Genomic DNA, 24,125 nt, shown 5'->3' with positions numbered 1-24,125 from the left:
GCTGGTTATACTTTCCGGCTACATTCCAGGGGACTGTTGGCAAGAACGCCGCATTCCCCGGCCAGCTCCCAAAAGGCAGGGTACATGACGGCAGAAACCATCACAGCAGCGGACATCCGCATCAACGCCCGCTGGCTCATCCCGGTGGAACCCGCGAACACCGTATTGCACCACCAGGCAGTGATCATCCAGGGCGATCGCATTGCCGCCGTGGTGCCCCGGCAAGAGGCCGACGCCCGCTTCCGCACCCGCGAAACCATCGATCTGGATCACCACGTGGTGTTGCCCGGACTGATCAACATGCACGGCCATGCGGCGATGTCCCTGTTCCGCGGCCTTGCAGACGACCTGCCCTTGATGACCTGGCTGAATGATCACATCTGGCCGGCCGAAGGCACGCATATCAGCCCGTCGTTCATTGCCGACGGCACCCAACTGGCCATGGCAGAAATGCTGCGCACCGGCACCACCACGTTTTCGGACATGTATTTCTTCCCCGAAGTCGTCGCCCAGATGGCCCACGATGCCGGTATGCGTGCCCAGATCTGCTTTCCGCTGCTGGACTTCCCCACGCAATGGGGTACGGGGCCGGACGAGTATTTGAGCAAGGGCGCCGAGTTCATCGGTCAATGGCAGGGCAGCGAATACATCATGCCGGCCATTGGTCCCCATGCCCCTTACACGGTCTCTGATGATCCGATGTCCCGCGCCGTGGCACTGTCGGCGGATACCGGTGCCCGCATCCAGATCCATCTGCACGAGACGGCATTCGAAGTGACCGAAGCCATCCGGAACGCCGGCAAGCGGCCGTCCGCACGGTTGGCTGAGCTGGGGGTATTCAACAACCGGACTCAGTGCGTCCACATGACCCAGATAGACGACACCGATGTGGCATTGCTCAAAGAGAGCGGTGCCCATGTGATTCACTGCCCGGAGTCCAATCTCAAGCTCGCCAGCGGCTTTTGCCCGGTACAAAAACTGACCGACGCTGGCATCAATGTGGCCATTGGCACCGATGGCGCCGCCAGCAACAACGATCTCGACCTGTTCGGTGAAATGAACACCGCCGCCATGGTCGCCAAAGTAGTGGCCGGTGACGCCGCCGCCCTGCCCGCGCATCACGCCATCGCCATGGCAACCCTGCATGGCGCCCGGGCGCTCGGTCGAGACCACGAGCTGGGCACGCTGGAAGCCGGCAAACTGGCGGACATCATTGCCGTGGATCTCAGCGACCCTTTCCTGCAACCCGTGTACGACCCGGCTTCGCACCTTGTGTACAGCAACCATGGCCGACAGGTAAGCCACAGCTGGATCGCCGGCGTACCACAGGTACAGGATGGCCGTCTCACCCGCATCGACGTACCGGATCTGATGTTGCGGGTAAAATCCTGGTCAGACCGTATCGGTAACCGATGAGTCCGATGACCTCGACCGGCGGGCTTCCGGCCACGACCTTCTTATGAACCAGGCAGAACAGACTATGAGCAATCACAACGTAGACCACAACGAAATCGCCAAATTCGAGGCGCTGGCCAGCCGCTGGTGGGATCCGACAAGCGAATTCCGCCCCCTGCACGACATCAATCCGCTGCGCCTGAACTACATTGACGAGCGCGCGCCGCTGGCAGGGAAGCGGGTACTCGATGTGGGCTGCGGCGGCGGTCTGTTGTCGGAGGGCATGGCCCGCCGTGGCGCGCACGTCACCGGCATCGACATGGGTGAAGCGCCCCTGTCCGTGGCGCGGCTGCACGGCCTGGAGAGTGGCATCAAGGTCGACTACCGACAGATCACCGTAGAGGAGCTGGCCGCTGATCCGCAACACGCCGGCCAGTATGACGTGGTTACCTGCCTGGAAATGCTCGAACACGTGCCCGATCCCGCCTCCGTGATCCGTGCCTGTGCCGCCATGCTGAAACCCGGTGGCCATCTGTTCGTGTCTACCATCAATCGCAATCCCAAATCGTTCCTGTTTGCCATTGTCGGGGCCGAATACCTGCTGCGCCTGCTCCCCAAAGGCACCCATGAATGGAAGAAATTCATCCGGCCATCGGAAATGTCAGACCACCTGCGCCACGCCGGGCTGGAGATCCGTGAACTCACCGGGATGACCTACAACCCGGTCACCAAGGTCTACAAACTGGGGCGCGACGTGGACGTGAATTACATGATGCACGCCAAAGACGACCGGGAGGGTGACACGGGCGAATGAACAGGCCAGGATCCTCCGCTATGCCGGACACGCCCTCCACCGTACTGTTTGATCTGGACGGCACGCTGATCGACACCGCGCCGGATTTCATTCGCTGCCTGAATGAACTGCGGGTCAGGCACGGACTGGATCCCCTGCCGGGCGCGACCATTCGTCGCTCGGTCTCAAATGGCGCCAGGGCCATGGTCCGCGTCGGTTTCGGGCTGGAGCCGGAGCACCCGGATTATCTTGAGAAACATACCGCCTTTCTGGATCTCTACGAACAGGGAGTCACCATTGAAACCCGCCTGTTCGAGGGCATGGATGCGATTCTCCGCAACCTGGAAGCGCGCGGCATTCCCTGGGGCATCGTGACCAACAAACCCGTGCGTTTCGCCGAGCCTCTGGTGGCAGCGCTGGGCCTTGCCGAGCGCTGCGCCGTGGTCATCTGCCCGGATCACGTCACCCATCGCAAACCCCACCCGGAAGCTCTGCATCTGGCCTGCCAGCGCATCGGAGCATCGGCCGGTACGGGCATCTACGTAGGCGATCACGAGCGTGACATCGAGGCGGGACGCAATGCCGGCATGACCACCATTGCCGTGCGCTATGGCTACATTGAGGAGCCCCACACCGTTGACCTGTGGCAAGCGGACCTGATTGCCGACACCGTCCCTGACCTGGCAAAACTGTTACAATAGCGCCAGATAAACACGTTGGATTCGTCGGTTCGACCGACACGGCTTTCCCTGCAAGGAGACAGGTTATGCAGAATTACCAGGCACCGGCAGATTTGCTGAAAGACCGCATTATCATGGTGACGGGCGCGGGCAGTGGTATCGGACGAGCCGCCGCCAAGGCCTATGCGGCCCACGGTGCAACCGTGATCCTGCTGGGCAGGACGGTCTCGAAACTGGAATCTGTGTACGACGAAATTGAGGCCGCCGGCCACCCCAAACCGGCCATCGTTCCGCTGAACCTAGAAGGTGCGGCCGTCAAGGAATACGAAGAACTGGCCATGACCATCGAAGACAACTTTGGTCAGCTCGATGGCCTGCTTCACAACGCCGCCATTCTTGGCAGCCGCAGCCCGGTTGAACTGTACGATCCGGAAACCTGGAACAGCGTGATGCATGTCAACGCCACCGCACCGTTTCTGCTTACCCGCGCCGTGATTCCGCTTCTGCGGAAATCCGCCGACGCGTCGGTTATCTTCACCTCCTCCGGCGTTGGCCGCAAAGCCAAGCCCTATTGGGGCGCCTATGCGGTGTCCAAGTTTGCCGTGGAGGGCCTCAGCCAGTTGCTGGCCGAAGAGCTCGACGACGAACGACACAACGTGCGGGTGAACAGCCTGAACCCGGGGGCGACCCGCACCAACATGCGCGCTCACGCCTACCCGGCGGAAAATCCGCAACAGAATCCTGCGCCCGAAGACCTGATGCCCAGCTACCTGTATCTGATGGGCAAGGACAGCGCCGGCGTGACCGGCCAGCAACTGGACGCCCAGCCGAAATAATGGAGTTACTTTTCTACACCACCTCTCAATGCCACCTGTGTGAACTGGCAGAGGCCCTGCTCGTAAACACTCCCATGCCGGAGCCCATTCCGGTGGATGTGGTGGATATTGCCCAGTCGGAAGCACTGGTGGAGCGTTACGGCACCCGCATCCCGGTATTACGCCGCAACGACACCGGGGCGGAACTGGACTGGCCGTTTACCCGGGAACAGTTACTCACCTTTTTGCAATGAGGACACCCTGACATGTTGATGGTTATCTCCCCGGCGAAAACCCTGGATTACGACAGCCCGCTGGCCACCGAACAATACAGTCAGCCGGACTTCCTGGACGATGCCTGTGAACTGGTGGACCAGCTCAAGACGCTGGAACCCCACCAGATCAGCAACCTGATGAGCATCAGCCACAAGCTGGGGCAACTCAACGCCGAGCGTTTCCAGCAATGGAAAACGCCGTTTACGCCGGACAACGCCCGCCAGGCCATTCTGGCCTTCAAGGGGGATGTCTACACCGGGCTGAATGCGGAGAATTTCAGCGAGCAGGAATTCGAGTTCGCCCAGAAGCACCTGCGCATGCTGTCCGGCCTTTACGGAGTGCTCAAGCCGCTGGACCTGATGCAGCCCTACCGGCTGGAGATGGGCACCCGTTTCGAGAATACCCGTGGCAAAGACCTTTACGCGTTCTGGGGCGACCGTATTACCGAGGAGCTCAACCGGCTGCTGGCGGCAGACGATGGGGTACTGGTGAACCTCGCTTCCAACGAGTACTTCAAGAGCGTGCGTAAGAAGGAACTCAATGGCCGGCTGGTTACCCCCCAGTTCAAGGACTGGAAAAACGGCCAATACAAAATGATCAGTTTCTACGCCAAGAAAGCGCGCGGTCTGATGTGCCGCTACGCCATTGAGAATGGCATTACCCAGGCGGATGATCTTAAAGGCTTTAACCTTGAAGGGTATTACTTCTGCGAAGAGCAGTCCGACCAGAACAACTGGCTGTTTTTGCGGGACGAGCAGTAACCCCCGACCATGATGCGGAGTATTGAATGAACGAAGCTGTGTTTTCCCAGATTGCCTTGCTGGTGTTTCTGACCGGCCTGATCGTCTGGATGGGATTCATCGTCTGGGATCTGGCCAAGAAATCCGAGGCCGGCCGATTTGGCACCATCGCCCTGTTTACTGTACTGGGCGCCGGCGTGGTCGGCTTCATTGTGAAAACCGTTCTGGTAGAGATCATGCAGATCTGATGTGACGCCAGTGCCGCCACTTTACGGCCACGGACCCGTGGCCGTATTATCCCTCCCCCGTTTTAGAAACTCTGACAAGGATCGACCCTGATGTGGTTTCGTAATGCCCGTGTATTCCGTTTTACCAAGCCGTTCGACATCTCCGCTGAAGCCCTGGAAGAGAAACTTCAGGCCGATGCGTTCAAGCCCTGTGGTCCCCAGGAAACCACCAGGCAGGGTTGGGTGCCGCCGCTCGGGAAGCACAGCGACATGCTGGTACACAGCACCAACGGTTACCACCTGATCGCCCTGCGCAAGGAAGATAAGATCCTTCCGGGTTCCGTGGTCAAAGAAATGGTGGAAGAGCGCGCCGAAGCCATCGAGCTTGAACAGAGCCGGAAAGTCCGCCGCAAGGAAAAAGACGAGATCAAAGAGCAGGTCATGCTGGAAATGCTGCCCCAGGCATTCTCCAAGAACCGCCGCAGTTTCGCCTATCTGGCGCCCCAGGACGGACTGCTGGTGGTGGATGCCGGCTCTTCCAAGCAGGCAGAAGACCTTGCTTCGTTCCTGCGCAAAAGCCTGGGCTCGCTGCCGGTTCGCCCACCCGCGGTGGAACAGGCTCCTGCCTTTACTTTCACCGGCTGGCTGAATGAGAGCATTGATCTGCCGGGCACCATCGAACTGGGCACGGAGTGCGAACTGAAAGATCCGTCCGAAGACGGCGGCGTGGTGCGCTGCAAGGGGCTGGATCTGAAGGCGGACGAAATTCGCAATCACCTGAACGCGGGCATGCAGGTCACCAAACTGGCCGTGACCTGGGAGGACAATCTGTCCTTCGTGCTGGATGAAGAGCTGGGAATCAAGCGACTGAAGTTCGGCGACACCCTGCAGGAAAAACTGGACGACGTCGACGCAGACGACGCCGCCGCCCGTTTTGACGCCGCGTTCGCGCTGATGACTCTGGAACTGTCCAGGCTGATCCCAGGCCTTCTGGAAGCGCTGGGCGGAGAGGATCGCTCCGCCATTATCGACGAGGCCTGAGGGCTACCCCCTCACCTCGCGAGTCACCGGATCAGTGGGGCTGCCTGCGAAGGCGCTCCCGCTGCCAGTCTTTTTCCGGCTCGTTCAGCACCAGCCGCAGATCCATCACCTCTTCCTCCGCGTTGTAGCGGATCTCAAAACCCAGATGCTCGGCCAATTGCAGCATGGGGCGGTTGTCCGGCAACACGTTGCCCACCATTTCCACCGTTCCCCGTGAGCGACAGTAATCGATCATTTTCTGCATCAGCGCCACGCCCAGGCCCTCGCCTTTCATCTTGTCGTGTACCATCACCGCGAATTCACACTGCAGATTGTCGGCATCGGTCCACACCCGCACCGTGCCCAGGGTTTCCTCGCCCTCGCCGTCTTCCCGCGGCGCATTGGCGATGAACACCATCTCCCGGTCGTAATCGATCTGCACCATCTGCGCCACGTCCTCGCGGGAGAAATGCTTGCGATACTGGAAGAAGCGATAGCGGATGGACTCCGGTGACTGCAGTTCGTGGAACGCCCGGTGGGCCGGCTCGTCCTCCGCCAGCACCGGGCGCAGAATCACCCGGCGACCGGATTTGGGCAGCAGGATCCACTCCTCCAGTTCCCGCGGGTAGGGCTGAATAATCGGCCGGCCCGGCTTGTCATCCAGATCAATGGCAATGTTGACCGCCACCGCCCCGTTTTCGTTGAACAGCAGCGGCGCGATCTCCAGCCCGCGGATCTCGGGAATATCGATCACGATCTGCGACAGCGTGACCAGCGTCTCGGATACCGCACGGATATCCTCCTCCGGCTTCAGGCTGTTCTCCTTCAGCAGCTTGTACATGTAGGTCCGGCGCAACAGCTCCCGCGCCAGCACCATGTTCAGCGGCGGCAAGGCAATCTGTCGGTCGGTCATCACGTTGATCTGCGCTCCGGCGGCCCCGCAAACCACCAGCGGCCCGAACACCGGGTCCCGGGTAATGCCCACACTGAATTCAATACCCCCCACGTGCTGGTAGGCGCGCTGGACGGCAAAGCCCAGAAACCCGCTGCCGGGGAAGTGGAACTGGTATTCCTCCATCAGTACCCGGCAGCCATCAATAATGGCAGCCTCGCTGTTGAGCTTCTGCAGCGTGCCTTTGAAGCGCCGCTGCCCGGTACTCAGTTCCCGGAACGGGTAGCAGGCATGCTCGTGAATCACCGTGATGTCTACCGGACGCCGCTCCACCGCAAACGCCTCCAGTACCTCCTCCACATCGTCGCAGTAAATGGTCTCGATACTGTTGATGCCGTAATCCCGGATCACATCCCGGGCCTCGCGGTTCGACAAATGCATGCGCCCGCTACGCATGGCGCCCATCACCACCCGGCGGGTGTGGGTGCGATCATCGAAATGGTCGGTAAACGATTCCGGGGTTTCCGTCAGCAGCCGTTGCACCCGCTGATGGCGAACGTGCTGCATGAAGGCCATCACCGCTTTTTCCGGATTGAAGAACGACGGCAGGCCGGCGCGATAGAACTCATCCCGCGCATCCATCACCGTGCTCTGCCCCAGCCAGCAGGTGAACACGTTCAGACGGGTACCTTTGGACGCCTGCACCACCGCATCGGCGATCTGCAGGCTGTCTTCGGTCAGGCTCGGGGCGTACATCACCAGCACGTTGGCCACTTCCGGATCACGGGCAAAAATCCGGATGGCCTCGGCATACAGTTCCGGCGAGGCATCGTAGTTCAGGTCCACCGGATTCTTGCGCGTCCAGTACGGCGGCAGTTTCTCAGCCAACGCCTCAATGGTTTGTTCTGACAACTGGGCCAGTTCCCCGCCCAGATCCGCCAGGCGATCAACCGCCAGCACGCCAGGGCCAACACCGTTGGCAATGATGGCAAGGGATTCGCGCCGCAACGGACGCATGCGGGTCAGCGTTTCCAGGGCATCGAACATCTGGCCAAGACCGTCCACCCGAAGCACACCCGCGCGCTGAAGCATGGCGTCGTAGATCGGGTCGCTGCGTTTGACCCCCGCCGGCAGTTCGTGGGCGAACCATTCCGATTCCGGCACCCGACCGCTCTTGACGGCAATAACCGGCTTGGTGCGGGACGCCACCCGCACCGCCGACATGAATCGCCGCGGGTTCGGGATATTCTCGATATGCAGAAGGATGGCGCGGGTCTGGCTGTCCTGGGCGAGGTAGTCGATCAGGTCATCGTGGTCGATGTCCATGCCGTCGCCCAGGGTCAGGAAATAGGAGAAACCGACACCGCGCGCAAACGCCCAGTCGATCACCGAACTGGCAATGGTGCCCGACTGACCAACAAACGCGACTTTCCCGGGTATCGCCCCCATGTGGGCATAGGTGGCGTTCATGCTCCTGGCAGGTACCATCAGGCCAATGGTATTGGGCCCCAGCACGCGGATACCGGTCTCTCTCGCGGCATCCCGCACCGAATACATCAGCGGCTGCCCGGTCTTGCTGTGGGAACGGGACATGCCCCCTGTCATCACGATGGCGGTGCGCACACCGGCCTCCCCCAGCCTGCGAACCATCTTGGGCACCGTGTCCGGCGGGGTACAGATAATGGCGAGGTCGGGGCTGAACTCCATCTTAGACACTTTGCGCACGCAGGGCACCCCGTGCACGTTGTCGTATTCGTTCTGGTTAATCACCAGCAGCTGGCCTGGGTAGCCACCACCCAGCAGGTTCCGCAGTACCATCCCGCCGAGGTTGTCTGCCCGTTCGGAGGCGCCAATCACCACGATAGAGGACGGATTGAAAAGACTTTCCAGATATCGGGTGCTCAAGCGCAGGCTCCTTGCTGTTTCCAGTCGTCGACGGGCTAACCTTATCTTAGGCGCCTGTTCGGTGATGTAAAACGCCTATCCTCTCCATAAGACCAAAGAAACGCGGCAAGCACGTACCATCCCTGATAACATTGGTGAAAATACAAGCAGAACCAACGTTGTCAGGATTGGTATGACCACAGCATTTTTCTCCCATGATGACTGCCTCAAGCACAACATGGGCCCGGAACACCCTGAATCTCCGGAGCGCATTGCAGCCATCATCAGCTACCTGTCCGACTCCGGCGTGGGGGAGCGGCTGGACTGGGTGCGCCCGGACGAGATCACCCGGGATCAGCTGCTGACTGTTCACCCGGAAAAGTACCTGCACCAGCTGGAATTGATGCAGCCGACCCGGGGCCGCGTGTATACCGACCCGGACACTGCGATGATGCCAGACACCCTGCGCGCCGCCCGTCTGGCGGCTGGCGGCAACATCGAAGCGGTCGACATGGTCATGAGCAGCCAGGTCACCAACGCCTTCGTGTGCGCCCGGCCACCCGGCCATCACGCGGAACGCAGCAAGTCCATGGGGTTCTGCTTTTATAACAACATCGCACTGGCCGCGATGCGGGCGCTGAATTTCCACCAGCTGGAGCGCGTCGCCATCATTGATTTCGATGTGCACCAGGGCAATGGGACGGCCGATATCGTGGGCGGGGACGAACGCATTCTGATGTGCTCAAGTTTTCAGCACCCCTTTTACCCCCATTCCCACGTTCACCGCCAGCCGGAAAACATCATCAACACGCCGATCGCATCCGACTGCTCGGCACTGGACTACCGCAAGGCGGTGGAAGCGGGCTGGCTGAAGAAGTTACAGGATTTCCGCCCACAAGCGGTGCTGATTTCCGCCGGGTTTGACAGCCACAGGCTGGATCCGATGGCGGAGCTGAACCTCGAGGAAGACGACTACCGCTGGCTGACGGAAATGATCGTCAGCGTGGCCAGTGACCACGCCAACGACCGGATCATTTCGACGCTGGAAGGAGGCTATCACCTGCGGGCGCTGGCCCAGAGCGTGAACGCCCATCTTGATGTGCTGAGTTCGGTTCGCTAGCCCGCGAACCCGGATTCATAGCCGTTCGCCTGCTGCAGTTCCGGGCGCTCGCCCTCGCGCTGCAAACGAATCGTAGTACGCCGGTTATCGGCCGCGCGGTTGGACACCGGATACTGATCGGCATGGGCACGAACGGTGATCAGATCCGCCGGCAGTCCCTGTGCAATCAGATAATCCGCCACCGCGTTGGCCCGCTCTTCTGACAGCGCGCGATTGTCGATCCGGCTGCCGGAACCGTCGGTATGACCATCCACAAAGATGCGCTCGATGGTGGAATCGGCCTGAACGTAACGCACGATATTATCCAGCAGTGCCTGATCGCTATCGGAAAGGCTGGTACTGCCCGCCCGGAAGGGTATGCGCGAGCGTTTGATCTGGTCATAGTTGACCGGCAGCAGACCGGCCGTGCACAAACGATATCGGTCGAATTCGCGGGCAAAATTGATGTTGGATACCCGCACCCTGACCGGCCTGCGATCGTACCAGGATTCCCGGGTGACGGTGGGCATCATGCCGTCGAGCAGGCCCTGGGCAACCATCATCGACTGCCTGGCTCCCAACGTTACCGGTCGGCGTCCGCCCCCAACCTCGACCGAACCCACCTTGCGCGGCGCCGCACCGGGGCGCCAGGCGGGTGCTTCCACGACCACGCTGCCGCGCCCTGGCCGCATTAACCCGGTGTCCGATTCAAGAATGAACGACAGTTGCTCGCCGGCCCGATGGCGAAATATCGCGCGACCGTAACCGGGCACTTCATGCACCAGCGCGCATTCGAACACCGACTCGGACACATACCATTGGCTGTTCTCGATGCCGGCGCCAAAGCTGGAGGACTGGGCCGACCCACTGGCGCACAGCCACAGCGCACCGACCAGCGCGGCTGTTCGCGGAAACAAGGCTGAATGTGTGGCCATACCATCTATCCGTCAGTATCAGGGTTACTGACCGTTTAACGGCGGGCTGGAACCTTTCTTTAGCAATTCGACGGAAACAAACGCACCCCGCATCTGATATAATTCCGCCAAATTTTTTTGCCGGCGTCTGCCCGGCGCCTGACTGCCCGGATAACATCCCATGACTGACACCCTGACCATCACCCGCCCCGACGACTGGCACCTTCACGTACGGGACGGTGCCGTGCTTGACGATGTGGTTCCCGCCACCGCGCGGTGCTTTGGTCGCGCCATCATCATGCCCAACCTTGCGCCGCCGGTGACCAACGCCAGTGCCGCGCTGGCGTACCGGGAACGGATCGTCAGCGCCGCTGGCGACCTGCCGTTCGACCCGTTGATGACGCTTTATCTGACCGAGTCCACCACCGCCGAAGACATACGCGAGGCAAAAGCCGCGGGCGTGGTTGCCGCCAAGCTCTATCCGGCTGGCGCCACCACCAACTCGGCCTCCGGTGTGACGGACATTCGCAACATCTACCCGGTGCTGGAAGCCATGGCCGGGTGCGGCATGTTGCTGCTGGTGCACGGCGAAGTGACTGACGCAGATATTGATATCTTCGATCGCGAGAAAGTCTTTCTGGAGCGGGTACTGGCCCCCACACTGCAGGCCTTCCCCACCCTCAAAGTGGTCCTGGAGCACATTACCACGGCCGATTCCGCCGAGTTCGTCCGCGCCCACACCGGCGATAATCTGGCCGCCACCCTGACGCCCCAGCATCTGATGTACAACCGCAATCACATGCTGGTCGGCGGTATCCGGCCGCACTTGTATTGCCTGCCGATTCTCAAGCGCAACCGCCACCAGCGCGCCCTGCAGGAAGCCGTGGCCAGTGGTGACAAGAGATTCTTCCTCGGTACCGATTCGGCGCCCCATGCCCGCGACAAGAAAGAGGCCGCCTGCGGGTGCGCCGGCTGCTATTCCGCATTCGGTGCCATGGGCCTCTACGCTGACATCTTCGAAGAACTGGGCGTGCTGGACAAACTGGAAGCTTTCGCCAGCTTCAACGGCGCTGATTTCTATGGACTGCCCCGAAACACTGACACCATCACCCTGATCCGGGAGCCATGGACCATGCCCGAGGAACTGCCCCTGGCGGATGGCACCATTATTCCCCTGCGTGCCGGCGAAACCGTGAACTGGAAACTGGCAACTGCCTGAATCAGGCAAACCGACCCGAAGCCCGATCCCGAGGAGTTTGAGTGACTGACGAAAACAGAGAACCGCATCCCATGGCCCGTCGATTCCGCGGATTTCTGCCGGTGGTTGTGGATGTGGAGACCGGTGGATTCAATCCGGAGAAAGACGCCCTGCTGGAAGTGGCCGCAGTCATGCTGACAATGGATGAGGACGGCTGGCTAAGGCGTGCGGAAACCCACGTACAGCAGATTGATCCGTTTGAAGGCGCCAACCTGGAGCAGTCGGCACTGGACTTCACCGGCATCGACCCCTGGAGCCCGGAACGTGAGGCAGTGCCCGAGCGGGAAGGTCTGAGCGAAATTTTCACTCCGATTCGCAAATCGGTGAAAGCCCACGACTGCAAGCGGGCGGTGCTGGTGGGCCACAACGCCACCTTCGACCACAATTTCGTGTTCGCGGCGGCCCTGCGCTCAGACATCAAACGCAACCCGTTCCACCCTTTCTCCACCTTCGACACCGCCACCCTGGCCGGTCTCGCTTATGGCCACACGGTGCTGGCCCAGGCCTGCAAGCTCGCCGGCATTCCGTTCAGCAACAAGGAAGCACACTCGGCGGCCTACGATGCGGAGAAAACCGCCGACCTGTTCTGCGGTATCGTCAATCGCTGGAAGGAGCTGGGTGGCTTTCCGCCGCCGCTGATCAGCGAATCCGGCGACGACTGAACAAAAAAACGCCTCCCGAGGGAGGCGTTTTTTATAGGCATCGGCCAGACACTTACCAGTAAATGCCCCGCATGATCGCGGCAAAGGCCACCTGCTCGGTGGACACTTTCGGCTTTTCACCCGACTTGCTGCCGGCGGCAGCCGGTGAATCCGGGAACATCCGGTACCCGGTGTTCATCACGATCTCACCCATCTTCGGCGCCAGAGCGTGCAGCACCTGAGCGAAGATACCGAGACGCGTGGCGATACGCTTGGGACGGTAAACAATGGCATCCGCCACCATTTCCGCGGCCTCGTCCGGCGTCAGGGTCGGTACCGAATCGTAAATCTTGGTGGGCGCGATCATCGGCGTCTTCACCAGCGGCATATTGATCGTGGTGAAGGTCACGTTGCGATCAGACCATTCCGCCGCGGCACAGCGACTGAACGCATCCAGCGCGGACTTGGACGCCACGTACGCCGAGAAGCGGGGGGCATTGGTCAGCACACCAATCGATGAGATGTTCACCACGTGGCCACGACGACGCTCCAGCATGGCCGGGGCAAAGCCCATGATCAGGCGCACAGAGCCGAAGTAGTTCAGCTGCATGGTGCGCTCGAAATCATGGAAACGGTCGAACGACAGCGCCAGGGAACGGCGGATGGAGCGACCGGCGTTGTTCACCAGCACATCCACGTGGCCGTGGTTATCCAGCACGGTTTTCACGAAACGATCGCAGTCGTCCATATCCGCAAAGTCACACTGATAGGCGTGGACATTGCCGCCGCGCGATTCGAGTTCGGCAGCCACTTCGTCCAGCGTCTCCTTGGTACGGGCACCGATCACCAGAATCGCGCCGGCTTCAGCCAGCTTCTGGGCGGTGGCCAGACCAATGCCGGACGTGGCGCCGGTCACCACGCATACCTTGCCTTCCACCGTGCCGCGCAGGGTGCGATCCTTGAACAGATCAGGGTCCAGGTTACGCTCCCAGAAATCCCAGATCACCGGCGCATAGCTTGGCAGGCGCGGAACCGCTATGTCGGTGCCTTTCAGCACGCGCTCGGTTTCCCGGGCGTCAAAGCGGGTGGGATAATTGATGAACGACAGCACGGACGGCGGAATGCCCATGTCATCCAGCACCGCAGCGGTCAGCCGCTTCACCGGCGGCAGGTTCTTCAGGCTCTGACGGATAAACGGCGGCACAAAGCCAAACATGCGGGAATCAATGCGCATGCCCATTTTCGGCGCGTGGCCGGCTTCGCAGAAAATGTTGAGAATTTCGCCCACTTTGTAAGGATCGGAATCCACCAGGTGGAAGCAGTTGCCATCCTCACCGTCCAGATGGACGATGTGGTCCATGGCGTTCACCACGAAATCCACGGGCACCACGTTCAGGCGGCCACCCTCGATACCGATGGTGGGCACCCATTGGGGCAGCGCGTGACGGATCTTCTGGATCATCTTGAAGAAGTAGTAAGGGCCGTCGACCTTGTCCATTTCACCGGTTTCGGAATGGCCGATGACCATGCCGGGGCGGTAGATGCGGAATGGCACCTTGCAGCTCTCACGCACCACCTTTTCAGACTCGTGCTTGGTCAGCAGGTAGGGATGATCCAGCTTTTCCGCTTCCTCGAACATGTCCTCGCGGAAGGTGCCTTTGAACAGGCCTGCGGCGGCAATGGAAGACACATGGTGGAAACAGCCGGCGCCCATGGCTTCAGCGGCGCTCACCGCACTGCGGGTGCCCTCGATGTTGGTGGCCTGCTGGGCGGCTTCGTCCGCGCCCATGTCGTACACGGCGGCGAGGTGGAAGAAGTGGTCAATGTTGCCTTTCAGGGCGTCCATGGTCTTGGCGTCGATGCCGAGATTCGGGCTGGTCAGGTCGCCAATAACCGCTTTCACCTGCTGGTCATCCGCGCCCCAGCGTTCCCGCAGAACGTCCAGCTTGCCAAGAGATTGCTCACGCACCAACACATGCACCGTGCCACCGCGAGCGAGGAGTTTCTCTACGAGAAAACGGCCGATAAATCCGGTGCCACCCGTCAGAAAGTAATTCATTGATAGTCCACCTTGCCTGTTGCTCAATTGTTGTCTGTCCCTAACGTCCGGGGCATCTACGACCAAAGTCTTAGATTTCCCCGGGAACGCCGGCATTGTACTTAATTGCAACCTTCATGTATCGAACTTTTTTAGAGCATTTACTCTCTAAGCCTTTGTTTTAATTAGAGCCTTTACTCTAGGAAGCGTCCCGGAGCGGGCACCGGACGACCCGGACCCGTCGACTCGATCGACACACTGATTTTGAGCCTAGCACAAGGTTTGGCGGGTGCCCGGAAAAACCCTTCATTAACAGAAAGAAATGAAACCACCCTATAGCAATGACATAATCCAACCCTATCTCTCCTGCATACGGACCATTCACTTCATCCCGGATATCAGCCCATGAAAAAAGACGACGCCAACGCAGAACGCTACATTGCCATCGCCCGCGCCTGCCTGAAGGCCATTAACGACACCGCGGAAGATTCCGGCTCCCGGGAAGACAAGATTCAGGCGGTGTACCAGGCCATTGATGATGCTTTTCAGGCGGAATTCGCCGATTACCGCCAGTCGGTAGCGGTGATGGGCACGGTGCTGGAAAAAATCGCCAGTGGGCAACTCGACGCTGATACGGCCGCTTCCCTGGCCCGTAAAACTCTCGACCAGCAGCCTGCAAGTACCCGAAACGCCATGATCCACTGATCTTCGGAGCAACTGACACCATGCAATCCGGCATCTCCCTGATTCGCCCTCAGCCCCGCGGGCTGACGCAGTTACTGGCACTGATTGTCCTGCTGGTCTTTGCCAGCCTTGCCCAGGCCGTCACCGAACCGGTGAAAAGCCCGAATGACAGCAATCGTTACCGGTACCTCGAGCTGGACAACGGATTGCAGGTGTTGCTGATTTCGGCGCCCGGCTCCACCAAGGCGGCGGCATCAATGAACGTGGCCGTTGGCAGCGGCGACGACCCGAAGAACCGTGAAGGGTTGTCCCACTTTCTGGAGCACATGCTGTTTCTGGGAACCGAAAAATACCCGGAGCCCGGCGAGTACCAGCAGTTCATCAAGAGCCATGGCGGCAGCCACAATGCCTTTACCGCCTTCCAGGACACCAATTATTTCTTTGATATTCAGGCCGGCCATCTCGACGACGCTCTCGATCGGTTTGCCGAGCAATTCTCCGCCCCGCTGTTCACACCTGAACTGGTGGATCGCGAACGCCGGGCGGTTCATTCGGAGTACACCTCCAAGCTCAAAGACGACGGCCGGCGTATCTACTCGGTGAAAAAGGCCGTCAGCAACCCCGATCACACCTTCCACCAGTTTGCCGTGGGCAACCTGGAAACACTGGAAAACACCGACGCACGTCCCCTGCGACCCGATCTGGTCGAGTTCTGGAAAGCGCACTACTCCGCCAACCTGATGAGCCTCGCGGTGTATGGCCCACAGCCACTGGACGAACTGGAAGCCATGGTTCGCGGCCGCTTTGATGCCATCGAAAACCGCGACCTGGCGGCCAAGGTGCATGACGCACCGCTGATGCGTCCGGAGGCACTGCCGGCACAGGTCACGGTGGACGCACTGAAGGACATCCGCAGCCTGACGCTGAGCTTCCCGATCCCTTCCCAGCAGGCAAACTACCGCACCAAACCCGGCAGCTATGTCGCCAACCTGCTCGGGCACGAAGGCCCCGGCAGCCTGTTTGACGTGCTGAAGCAGGAAGGTCTGGTGGAAAGCCTGTCCGCCGGCACCGGCATGGACACCGGCACCGAAGCCACTCTGGAAATCGCCATGTCGCTGACCCCGGAGGGGCTCGAGCGACGGGACGAGATTCTGGCGCTGGTGTTTGCCTACATTGAGCAGATCCGCGACGAAGGCATTTCCGAAGACCGCTTCAATGAAATGAAGAATCTGGCGCAGATTGATTTCCGTTTCCGCGAACGCAGCGAACCGGTTCATGAGGTGATGCGACTGGCCAGCCAGCTGCGACACTACCCACCAGCGGACGTGCTGCAGGCACCGTGGATGATGGAAGCCTACGAACCGGCGCAGTATCGCGACATCCTCGCGCGGCTGACACCGGACAATGTGCTGGTTACGGTGGTCGCGCCCGAGCCGGGCATCGAATCGCCCAGCCAGACACAGTGGTATCAAACCGCTTACGAACGTCAGCCACTGGACATTCCCAGCGTTAACGAGGCTGACACCGCAGGGCTGGCCGCGCAACTGGCGCTTCCGGACGCCAACCCGTTCGTCCCCGAGAGCCTCGGCATGGTCAGCGGCAACACCATGAGCAAGCCGGTGCTGCTCAGCCAGCAGGAGGGCCTGTCGGTCTGGTACGCCAGGGATACCCAGTTCGGCACACCCAAAGCCAACGTGTACGTCAGCATCCGCACACCGCTGGCGCAGGCCTCCGCCCGTGGCAAGGTACTCACCGAGCTGCTGGTCGACGCGGTCAACACCAACCTGAACGCCTGGGCGTATCCGGCGCAGCTCGCTGGCCTCGACTACAGCGTTTACTCCCACCTGCGCGGCGTCACCATCCGGGTGGGCGGCTACAGCGATAAGCTTCACCTGCTGATGACACGCATACTTTCCCAGGTGTCCGACCCTCACCTGACGCAACAGCGCTTCGATATTGCCCGCCAGCGGATGATCGACGGCCTGCTGAACAAGGCCAAGGAACGACCGGTGCAGCAGACCTCGGAAAAAGTCCAGACCCTGCTCATTGAAGGTGCGTGGAACACCGAGGAGCGACTGGCAGCAGCCCGGGAGGTGACGCTCGACGAGCTGGAGCGCTTCGCTGCCGAGCTGTTCTCACAGACCGACCCGGTGATGCTCGCCCACGGCAACCTGACCGAGGCAGCGGCGCTGAACCTTGCGCAACAGATCCGGGCCATGGTGCTGCAGCAGGCCGCCATCACCGACGTGCCCCGCAGCAAGGTTCGAGCCTTGCCGAAGACTGAAACCGTGGTGCCGCTGACCGTCGATCACCCCGATACCGGGTACACCTTGTACATGCAGGGCCGCCATGACGGGTTTGATGAACGGGCGGCGTTCCGTCTGCTGGGCCAGATTATCAGCAGCCCCTTCTATGAAGAGATCCGCACCAACCGGCAGCTCGGCTACATCGTGTACGCCACCCCTTTCGAGATGCTGGAAATGCCGGCCTTGGGCCTGGTGGTGCAGTCTCCGGAGGCGTCGGCGCAAGAGATTGACCAGGCCATCGCCGAATTCTCTTCCGACTTTGAGGAGACGCTCAGCGACCTCAGCGATACCGAGCTTGAACGGGAAAAGCAGGCGGTGATCAGCAAGCTCAAAGAGCAGGAACGTACGTTAGGTGAGATTTCCGAGCGTTTCTGGCGGGAGATCGACCGTGGCGCCACCGACTTCGACTCACGGGAACGGCTGGTAGAGGCCGTCAAAGCGGTCGATCAGGAGCAACTGCTCGACATCTACCGCAGCGCCGCGCTTGAACGCCACCGGGCGCTGCAGGTGATCACGACGCCGCCAGACGAAGAAACCGCCGCCAGTCCTCAGGCTCGTCCACGTCCCAGCGAGGCGCCAGCAAGCTGACGCTCAAACCGTGCCCGGCAAGGCGATCACAGGTCTGGTCCAGAACGCTCTCGGTTCCCCAGTCCACGTTGTCCAGCATGCCGGGCACCACCCTGCGAACACCGATCAGCACGTAGCCACCATCGTTTGAGGGCCCCAGCACCACATCGCTGGTGTCCAGGGCGGCCACGGCCTGCCGAAGGTAATCTGCATCCACCGACGGGCAGTCACTGCCTACCACCAGGGCCTTGTCATGGCCGGCAAGCCCGCTGGCCAACGCCCCTTCCATACGCCGTCCCAGATGATCGCCCTGCTGAATTGCGGTGTGGATGCCGCCCGCGGCAAGCGTGGCCATCACCTGGCTTGCGGTTTCGGGCACGGTGGTCACTGGCCGATCCCACCAGAATTCCACCGGCAGGCCACTGGCCATCAGGTTATCCAGAACCGCCAGGCTGAGGCGGATGTGCGCGTCCATCGCCCCCTTCGCTCCCAGCTCCGGCATCAGACGGGTTTTCACCCGGCCCTCTTCCGGCCATTTGGAGAACTGCATAACCAGTGCAGAGGCATCAGGGTTTGTGGGCATTACGGATATCCGATCGGTAGGCGGTAGCAAGAGAGTCCGGCGATTCACCGCGCCAATAGCGCCAGCGCAATCGCCACATCAGCACAATGGTACGCCAGGCGCCCTGCTGTTCCCAGCGTCGGCTGTCGGTGACCACCGGATCGCTGATGCAGAATGGGCGAGACACCAACCGCAGCCGGGATGACAATTCCACATCTTCCATCAGCGGAATCGGAGAAAACCCCCGCAGCGCCTCAAACACCGGGCGGCGCACAAACAGCGCCTGGTCACCGGTGGCGATACCGGTCAGGCGCGAGCGCTGATTCATCAACCAGGCAATCACCCGAAACAACGGGCGACGGCCACTGAGGCGCACATTGAAGCGCCCCCAGGCTTTACCACTGTCACCGAAGCGCTCCAGTGCCTTCAGGGCTGCCCCCGGCAAGCGGGTGTCGGCGTGCAGAAACAGCAGAACATCCCCAGTAGCGACCCGGGCACCGGCATTCATCTGCAGCGCCCGTCCGGGCTCCGATACCACCACCCGGTCACAAAATCCTTCAGCCCGTTGGGCGGTGCCGTCCGTACTGCCACCGTCCACCACAATCACCTGATGACCGGCGACCCGCAAGGGAGCCAGCGCCTGCAGGGTATCCACAATGGCGGCCGACTCCTGCCAGACCGGTACAACAACACTCAACAACAACGAATCGCGCTCCTGTTCCTGAACCCGGCTTGAAAATTCGAGCCCGGCCCCGATTACCTTTACCATAGTCATCTCAAATCAGTACAGCCTGCGGACAGACACCACTATGCCACTGAATTACCGAATCATTCCTGTGACCCCGTTTCAACAGAACTGTTCCATGATCTGGTGCGACGAAACCCTGGCGGCAGCGGTGGTCGATCCCGGCGGCGATCTGGACAGGATACGAAGCGCAGTGGCGGAAGAAGGCGTCAAGGTGGAAAAGATCCTGCTGACCCACGGCCACATTGACCACGCCGGCGGCACGGCCGAGCTGTCACGGGTATTCGATGTGCCCATCGAAGGGCCACAACAGGAGGATAACTTCTGGATTCAGGGCCTGCCCATGCAGGCACAGATGTTCGGCTTTCCGGCGCCGGAAATTTTTACCCCGGACCGGTGGCTGGAAGATGGTGAGCAGGTCACTCTGGGCAAACAGACACTGGAGGTGCTGCACTGCCCCGGCCATACACCCGGCCACGTCGTCTTCTATCACGCACCATCGAAACTGGCGCTGGTCGGCGATGTGCTGTTTCAGGGCTCCATCGGCCGCACGGATTTTCCCAAAGGCGACTACAACACCCTGGTACGCTCCATTCGTGAAAAGCTGTTTCCACTGGGTGATGACATCCGTTTTCTGCCCGGCCACGGCCCCATGTCCACCCTTGGCCATGAGAAGGAAACCAATCCTTTCGTTTCCGACCATCGGGGCTAAATCCCCGCGGGCCCTTGAGACACTACACCGGGCCCGCTATCATACCGGCCTTCTGACGATCAGCCCCCGTAGCTCATCTGGATAGAGCGTCCCCCTCCTAAGGGGAAGGTAGCAGGTTCGAGTCCTGCCGGGGGTACCAGTCACCCTTCCATCAAGATCCACCAACCTCCACAACCTACCGTTTTTAAACAACTTTTACCTCATCCTCAGTCCATAAACATCCATTGACATCCATGCTCAGCCACAACCTTTGGGGGTACATCTGGGGGTGCAAACTGAAATGCACCCCGTTATAGTAAGTTTTATACCCCCAACCGATGGAGGATACCCCAATGGCAACGGACAAGCTGACCGACAGACAGATCAAATCTGCCAGCTTCGAAAAGTATGGCAAGCGCACCAAGCTCTCTGACGGCGCAGGCATGTACCTGGATATCCAGCCGTCGGGCAAGTATTGGCGCATGAAGTACCGGTTCGGTGGCAAAGAAAAAACGTTGGCTCTGGGGGTATACCCGGACGTACCACTGAAGCTCGCCCGGCAGAGGCGCTCTGAGGCACGAGCATTAATCGCTGACGGCGTAGACCCCAATGAGGTCAAAAAGCAGGAAAAAGCCGCTGAGCAGGAGAAAAGCGACACCTTCAAGGTTGTTGCGGAAGAATGGCTAAAGCTGAAAAAAGGAGAGCTCTCCGAAGGTACCTTGAGAGTAGCGCGCAGAAGACTGGAGACCTGGGCCTACCCCAAACTAGGCCACCTACCCATCGCAGACATCAAGCCAGCCAAGATTCTGGAAACGCTTCGCGAAATCGAGAATCAGGGTAAACACGAAACCGCGCACCGCATACGCCAGCGAATTGGTGAGATCTATCGGTACGCCGTCGCAGAAGGGCGAGCTGAAACAGACCCGACTTCCACACTGAAAGGCCTATTGAAGACGGTACCTACGCAGCACAGGGCCGCCATCACCTCCTCTGACGAATTGGGAGCACTGTTGCGGGCTATTGATGCCTACAGTGGCCACGCATCAACCAGAGCAGCGCTGAAGCTCGCTCCGATGCTGTTTCTGCGCCCCGGTGAGCTAAGGAACGCTGAGTGGGCAGAGATCGACCTGAAGTCGGGCACGTGGGTTGTGCCAGGTAAACGAATGAAAGGTACTCAGAAGGCAAAACGGGCCGGCTTAGTGCCGGACCACATTGTCCCCCTGCCCAAACAAGCGGTTTCTGTCCTGAAGGAGCTCCAGGCGATCACCGGCCACCAGCACCTGGTTTTCGAGTCTGTGAAGTCCGGGCGCCCACTGTCCGATAACACCATTAACGTCGCACTCCGATCCATGGGCTTTGACGGCTCGACCATGGTGGGCCACGGCTTTCGTGCAACAGCTTCGACACTGCTCCATGAGCAGGGTTGGCCACCAGAAGTCATTGAGCTGCAGCTTGCGCACAAGCAGCGCAACCAGGTTGCTGCCGCATACAATCGCTCCGCTCGTTTGAAAGAAAGAAAGCGAATGATGCAGACATGGGCAGATTTCCTCAACAAACTGAAGGTATAACCGTTCGGTGGCTAAGCCTTCAGTTTGAACTGTTAGATACTACAAGTGTTCGTACCCGGAGAGGGCCTTGCTCACAAGGGCATCTACAACCTCTCCTTGAGTCTTATAACCATCCCTCTTCATCAGCTCCTTTATCCCCTCTTTAGTCTCTGGGAGAAGCAATACATTAACCTGATATCGCTCATTCCTTTTCTTATTGGTTTTTATACTCCATTTCCTTCTCAAATCTCTAATTAACATCTCTTCCATCTTTGAGTTGAATCTAGACTGATCCAACATACACTTAAACTTTAATAGACTTTCATTTATCGACAAAGGATTATTTACCCCTCCGGACACCAAGTTCGGCAACCCAGCTTTAAGCCCCTCGTTTATAAGCCAAGAAACTTGCTTGGAATCGTTACCATCAACCCAGTCGAGAGAATAATCGCTCAACATGCGAAGGTTCCAAAGCGCCATTATCTCCCTAATAAGACGTAGCTTTTCAGACCCTGGTCTAGCATCCAAATCCACAGCCAAGAGAAAGCACGCCCAATCGTCCAAGTAATTTTTCAATCCTTTAAGCTCAAAATCAAAACCATTATCAACGACAAGCCTGTACATAAGCCAGCTAATCAGCCTCTTATCTGGCTTAGCGATAATTTCACTTATCTGACCATTAATAACACACTGTTGATAACTTTTAACAACCCACTCTTCATAACCAGCATTCTTATTACTTAGAGCTTTAGCGCAAGACTCTGCTAAATCCTTAGGATTTCGTAAAGACTCGGGTGGGCTGATAGTAAATTCATTACTGAGAATGGCCCAGAGCCAGACAAGGTCCTGATCAGAAAAATGTTTGAATCTATCGGGCAATACCTCCCGGTCTTTTATGCGGACAGCCATACACCACCTACGATTTTTAGATAAAACAATAAACCAAGATCTACTCTACCATGTTTCTTGCGTCTTTCTACACGGTATCTTGGTAGATTCTGTGCGGTTTCTAGGTGCCTTCTATTGTCTGGCTAGCCGTATCTAGTCATTTTTAACATGTTAATACAGTCAGTTATGGATTACAGATCTCGACTATGCGGCTTAGAGAGGGCATGGCTTCGACACCCAGCCGACAATGGCAAGACGGACTGGCAGCCTCAGGCGTACCTCACTTCGCTTCCGGAAGCATCAATAAATTTCTACTGACCTCCCTGGATCTTCTGAGACAAACCGTTCAGGAGATAGCCATGAGAATACTCAGACTCAGAAACGTGATGGAAAAGACTGGCCTCGCCCGCTCGACTATCTACAAATACATCGACGCAGGAACGTTTCCCAAGCCGATTGATTTGGGAGGCAGGTCCGTCGGCTGGGTAGACTCGGAAATAGATGATTGGATCGCAGGGAAGATCCAAGAGCGAGATGCAGCCTACTGAGTGCCAACCGGTTAACGGAAGAAGGCTCCCTCATTTTTGCAGACCGAATACTTCAACATTAGTTAATTTCGACCTATCAAACGACCGACCTTCTGACTCAACAATCCATCAAACCCATGTAGGTTTTAAATACTATTAGTTACTCACTAATAGAGTTGACAAAATAGTTCTCTACATGCAGGAGCACCGACATAGGGAATCAATAATGAGCCTTGACACTATATCACCACATGAATACGTATCGAACCTGCCTCTCACCAAAGAGGGCAGGTTCAATAAAATGGAACTTATACCAGGTCATGGTTTCTTTATAACCAAATATCTCCAGAGGATCGATGAGACCATCAGCGATTTCTTATTGACCCATCCTCACTCAATAGCAGTTCGAATAGACCTTCGCCTACCGAAACACTATAACTGGGAATCCCCCACAGGCCGCCCATTATTCAGCAAATTCATTGATTCACTAAAAGCACGAATACAAGCCTACGGCTACTCTTTGACACGCCAGGGCAAACGGTTCCACCCCACTAATGTTGGATTCATATGGTGCCGAGAGTTCAATACAAACAATCATCCGCATTATCACTGCATTCTGCTGTTCAATAAGCAAACATTCCGAGGCCTTGGCCAATTAGGAATGGATAGCATCGGTTTATACGGAATGATAAGCAAGGCCTGGTGCAGCTCCTTGAGCTGCACTCAGGTAGAGGGCGACGGGCTCATCTACGTGCCGGGAAACCACCTTTACCACATTCGCCGAGGCGAGCCCTACGATGAGCTGTTTAAGCGCGCCAGTTACCTGGCAAAACAAAGGAGCAAGATGTGGGGATTGGCAAGCCACAACTTCGGGACGAGCAGGCGCGCATCAGCGAAGTTGAGCTGGTCAGTAAGACGCGGACTATAAAGAAACGG

General features: G+C 58.9%; 23 protein-coding genes and 1 tRNA gene. 18 read left to right on the top strand and 6 right to left on the bottom strand.

The annotated features are described in order from the left end of the window. Positions 1 to 84: 84 nt before the first annotated feature. The 8 genes from DYI22_RS04625 (at position 85) to rdgC (ending at position 5,967) form a co-directional block, all read left to right on the top strand. Positions 85 to 1,416, top strand: coding sequence for a TRZ/ATZ family hydrolase (locus DYI22_RS04625; RefSeq protein WP_213476855.1), 1,332 nt, complete (start codon positions 85 to 87; stop codon positions 1,414 to 1,416). A gap of 64 nt (positions 1,417 to 1,480) precedes the next feature. After that, positions 1,481 to 2,209: a bifunctional 2-polyprenyl-6-hydroxyphenol methylase/3-demethylubiquinol 3-O-methyltransferase UbiG gene (gene ubiG, locus DYI22_RS04620; protein WP_213476854.1), complete on the top strand. Its 729-nt coding sequence runs from the start codon at positions 1,481 to 1,483 to the stop codon at positions 2,207 to 2,209. Positions 2,210 to 2,229: 20 nt separating this feature from the next. Continuing rightward, the gene (locus DYI22_RS04615; RefSeq protein WP_213476853.1) at positions 2,230 to 2,889 is read left to right on the top strand and encodes an HAD-IA family hydrolase; all 660 of its coding nucleotides are present in this window, start codon (positions 2,230 to 2,232) and stop codon (positions 2,887 to 2,889) included. A gap of 65 nt (positions 2,890 to 2,954) precedes the next feature. Beyond that, positions 2,955 to 3,704 (top strand): YciK family oxidoreductase, encoded by a 750-nt coding sequence (locus DYI22_RS04610; protein WP_213476852.1) that lies wholly within the window; start codon positions 2,955 to 2,957, stop codon positions 3,702 to 3,704. Beyond that, a complete protein-coding gene (locus DYI22_RS04605) occupies positions 3,704 to 3,937 on the top strand; it encodes a glutaredoxin family protein (RefSeq protein WP_213476851.1) in 234 nt (77 codons plus the stop codon). Before DYI22_RS04610 ends, DYI22_RS04605 begins: the two co-directional genes overlap by 1 nt. Before the next feature lie 12 nt (positions 3,938 to 3,949). Next, complete coding sequence (gene yaaA, locus DYI22_RS04600) at positions 3,950 to 4,720, top strand: peroxide stress protein YaaA (RefSeq protein WP_213476850.1); 771 nt, start codon at positions 3,950 to 3,952, stop codon at positions 4,718 to 4,720. Positions 4,721 to 4,746: 26 nt separating this feature from the next. After that, positions 4,747 to 4,947, top strand: coding sequence for a DUF2788 domain-containing protein (locus DYI22_RS04595; protein ID WP_213476849.1), 201 nt, complete (start codon positions 4,747 to 4,749; stop codon positions 4,945 to 4,947). A 90-nt stretch (positions 4,948 to 5,037) separates the two neighbouring features. Beyond that, on the top strand, positions 5,038 to 5,967 hold the full coding sequence (gene rdgC, locus DYI22_RS04590) for a recombination-associated protein RdgC (protein WP_213476848.1): 930 nt from the start codon (positions 5,038 to 5,040) through the stop codon (positions 5,965 to 5,967). Positions 5,968 to 5,998: 31 nt separating this feature from the next. Here rdgC and DYI22_RS04585 read toward each other — a convergent pair whose 3' ends face one another. Further along, positions 5,999 to 8,743 carry a bifunctional acetate--CoA ligase family protein/GNAT family N-acetyltransferase gene (locus DYI22_RS04585; protein WP_213476847.1) on the bottom strand — a complete coding sequence of 915 codons (2,745 nt, stop codon included), beginning with the start codon at positions 8,741 to 8,743 and terminating at the stop codon, positions 5,999 to 6,001. Between the two features lie 172 nt (positions 8,744 to 8,915). Here DYI22_RS04585 and DYI22_RS04580 point away from each other — a divergent pair, with 172 nt between their 5' ends. Beyond that, positions 8,916 to 9,842: a histone deacetylase family protein gene (locus DYI22_RS04580; RefSeq protein WP_213476846.1), complete on the top strand. Its 927-nt coding sequence runs from the start codon at positions 8,916 to 8,918 to the stop codon at positions 9,840 to 9,842. Here DYI22_RS04580 and DYI22_RS04575 read toward each other — a convergent pair. Further along, positions 9,839 to 10,756, bottom strand: a complete 918-nt coding sequence (locus tag DYI22_RS04575; protein ID WP_213476845.1) for a flagellar protein MotY — start codon at positions 10,754 to 10,756, stop codon at positions 9,839 to 9,841. The genes DYI22_RS04580 and DYI22_RS04575 overlap by 4 nt on opposite strands. Before the next feature lie 160 nt (positions 10,757 to 10,916). On the opposite strand from DYI22_RS04575, the gene pyrC reads away from it, so the two are divergent. Both pyrC and rnt read left to right on the top strand, forming a co-directional pair. Continuing rightward, the gene (pyrC, locus tag DYI22_RS04570) at positions 10,917 to 11,954 is read left to right on the top strand and encodes a dihydroorotase (protein ID WP_213476844.1); all 1,038 of its coding nucleotides are present in this window, start codon (positions 10,917 to 10,919) and stop codon (positions 11,952 to 11,954) included. 41 nt (positions 11,955 to 11,995) lie between these two features. After that, positions 11,996 to 12,655 carry a ribonuclease T gene (gene rnt, locus DYI22_RS04565; RefSeq protein WP_213476843.1) on the top strand — a complete coding sequence of 220 codons (660 nt, stop codon included), beginning with the start codon at positions 11,996 to 11,998 and terminating at the stop codon, positions 12,653 to 12,655. 52 nt (positions 12,656 to 12,707) lie between these two features. Here rnt and DYI22_RS04560 read toward each other — a convergent pair whose 3' ends face one another. Further along, on the bottom strand, positions 12,708 to 14,693 hold the full coding sequence (locus DYI22_RS04560; RefSeq protein ID WP_213476842.1) for an SDR family oxidoreductase: 1,986 nt from the start codon (positions 14,691 to 14,693) through the stop codon (positions 12,708 to 12,710). A 384-nt stretch (positions 14,694 to 15,077) separates the two neighbouring features. Between DYI22_RS04560 and DYI22_RS04555 the strand changes: the two genes are divergently transcribed. Both DYI22_RS04555 and DYI22_RS04550 read left to right on the top strand, forming a co-directional pair. Continuing rightward, on the top strand, positions 15,078 to 15,377 hold the full coding sequence (locus DYI22_RS04555) for a hypothetical protein (RefSeq protein ID WP_213476841.1): 300 nt from the start codon (positions 15,078 to 15,080) through the stop codon (positions 15,375 to 15,377). Positions 15,378 to 15,397: 20 nt separating this feature from the next. Further along, positions 15,398 to 18,250, top strand: a complete 2,853-nt coding sequence (locus DYI22_RS04550; protein WP_213476840.1) for an insulinase family protein — start codon at positions 15,398 to 15,400, stop codon at positions 18,248 to 18,250. Here DYI22_RS04550 and DYI22_RS04545 read toward each other — a convergent pair. Beyond that, complete coding sequence (locus DYI22_RS04545) at positions 18,174 to 18,812, bottom strand: TIGR04282 family arsenosugar biosynthesis glycosyltransferase (RefSeq protein WP_213476839.1); 639 nt, start codon at positions 18,810 to 18,812, stop codon at positions 18,174 to 18,176. The genes DYI22_RS04550 and DYI22_RS04545 overlap by 77 nt on opposite strands. Continuing rightward, entirely contained in the window at positions 18,796 to 19,560 is a 765-nt protein-coding gene (locus DYI22_RS04540; protein WP_213476892.1) for a TIGR04283 family arsenosugar biosynthesis glycosyltransferase, read from the bottom strand. Before DYI22_RS04540 ends, DYI22_RS04545 begins: the two co-directional genes overlap by 17 nt. A gap of 40 nt (positions 19,561 to 19,600) precedes the next feature. Between DYI22_RS04540 and DYI22_RS04535 the strand changes: the two genes are divergently transcribed. The 3 genes from DYI22_RS04535 to DYI22_RS04525 all read left to right on the top strand — a co-directional run bounded on the left by DYI22_RS04535 (position 19,601) and on the right by DYI22_RS04525 (position 21,795). Then, the gene (locus DYI22_RS04535; RefSeq protein WP_323132871.1) at positions 19,601 to 20,248 is read left to right on the top strand and encodes an MBL fold metallo-hydrolase; all 648 of its coding nucleotides are present in this window, start codon (positions 19,601 to 19,603) and stop codon (positions 20,246 to 20,248) included. A gap of 62 nt (positions 20,249 to 20,310) precedes the next feature. Next, a tRNA-Arg gene (locus DYI22_RS04530) sits at positions 20,311 to 20,387 on the top strand. A gap of 193 nt (positions 20,388 to 20,580) precedes the next feature. Beyond that, positions 20,581 to 21,795, top strand: coding sequence for a tyrosine-type recombinase/integrase (locus DYI22_RS04525; RefSeq protein ID WP_213476838.1), 1,215 nt, complete (start codon positions 20,581 to 20,583; stop codon positions 21,793 to 21,795). A gap of 39 nt (positions 21,796 to 21,834) precedes the next feature. Here DYI22_RS04525 and DYI22_RS04520 read toward each other — a convergent pair whose 3' ends face one another. Beyond that, entirely contained in the window at positions 21,835 to 22,683 is an 849-nt protein-coding gene (locus tag DYI22_RS04520) for a hypothetical protein (protein ID WP_213476837.1), read from the bottom strand. 338 nt (positions 22,684 to 23,021) lie between these two features. Between DYI22_RS04520 and DYI22_RS04515 the strand changes: the two genes are divergently transcribed. Both DYI22_RS04515 and DYI22_RS17680 read left to right on the top strand, forming a co-directional pair. Next, positions 23,022 to 23,210 (top strand): AlpA family transcriptional regulator, encoded by a 189-nt coding sequence (locus tag DYI22_RS04515; protein ID WP_213476836.1) that lies wholly within the window; start codon positions 23,022 to 23,024, stop codon positions 23,208 to 23,210. Positions 23,211 to 23,385: 175 nt separating this feature from the next. Continuing rightward, entirely contained in the window at positions 23,386 to 24,117 is a 732-nt protein-coding gene (locus tag DYI22_RS17680; protein ID WP_416234548.1) for an inovirus Gp2 family protein, read from the top strand. The last annotated feature ends 8 nt before the right edge of the window (positions 24,118 to 24,125 follow it).

This window comes from Marinobacter lipolyticus (assembly GCF_018424605.1).
GTDB lineage: Bacteria > Pseudomonadota > Gammaproteobacteria > Pseudomonadales > Oleiphilaceae > Marinobacter > Marinobacter lipolyticus_B.
The sequence above is the reverse complement of the archived record's forward strand: the minus strand, read 5'-3'. Positions and strand labels throughout refer to the sequence as shown.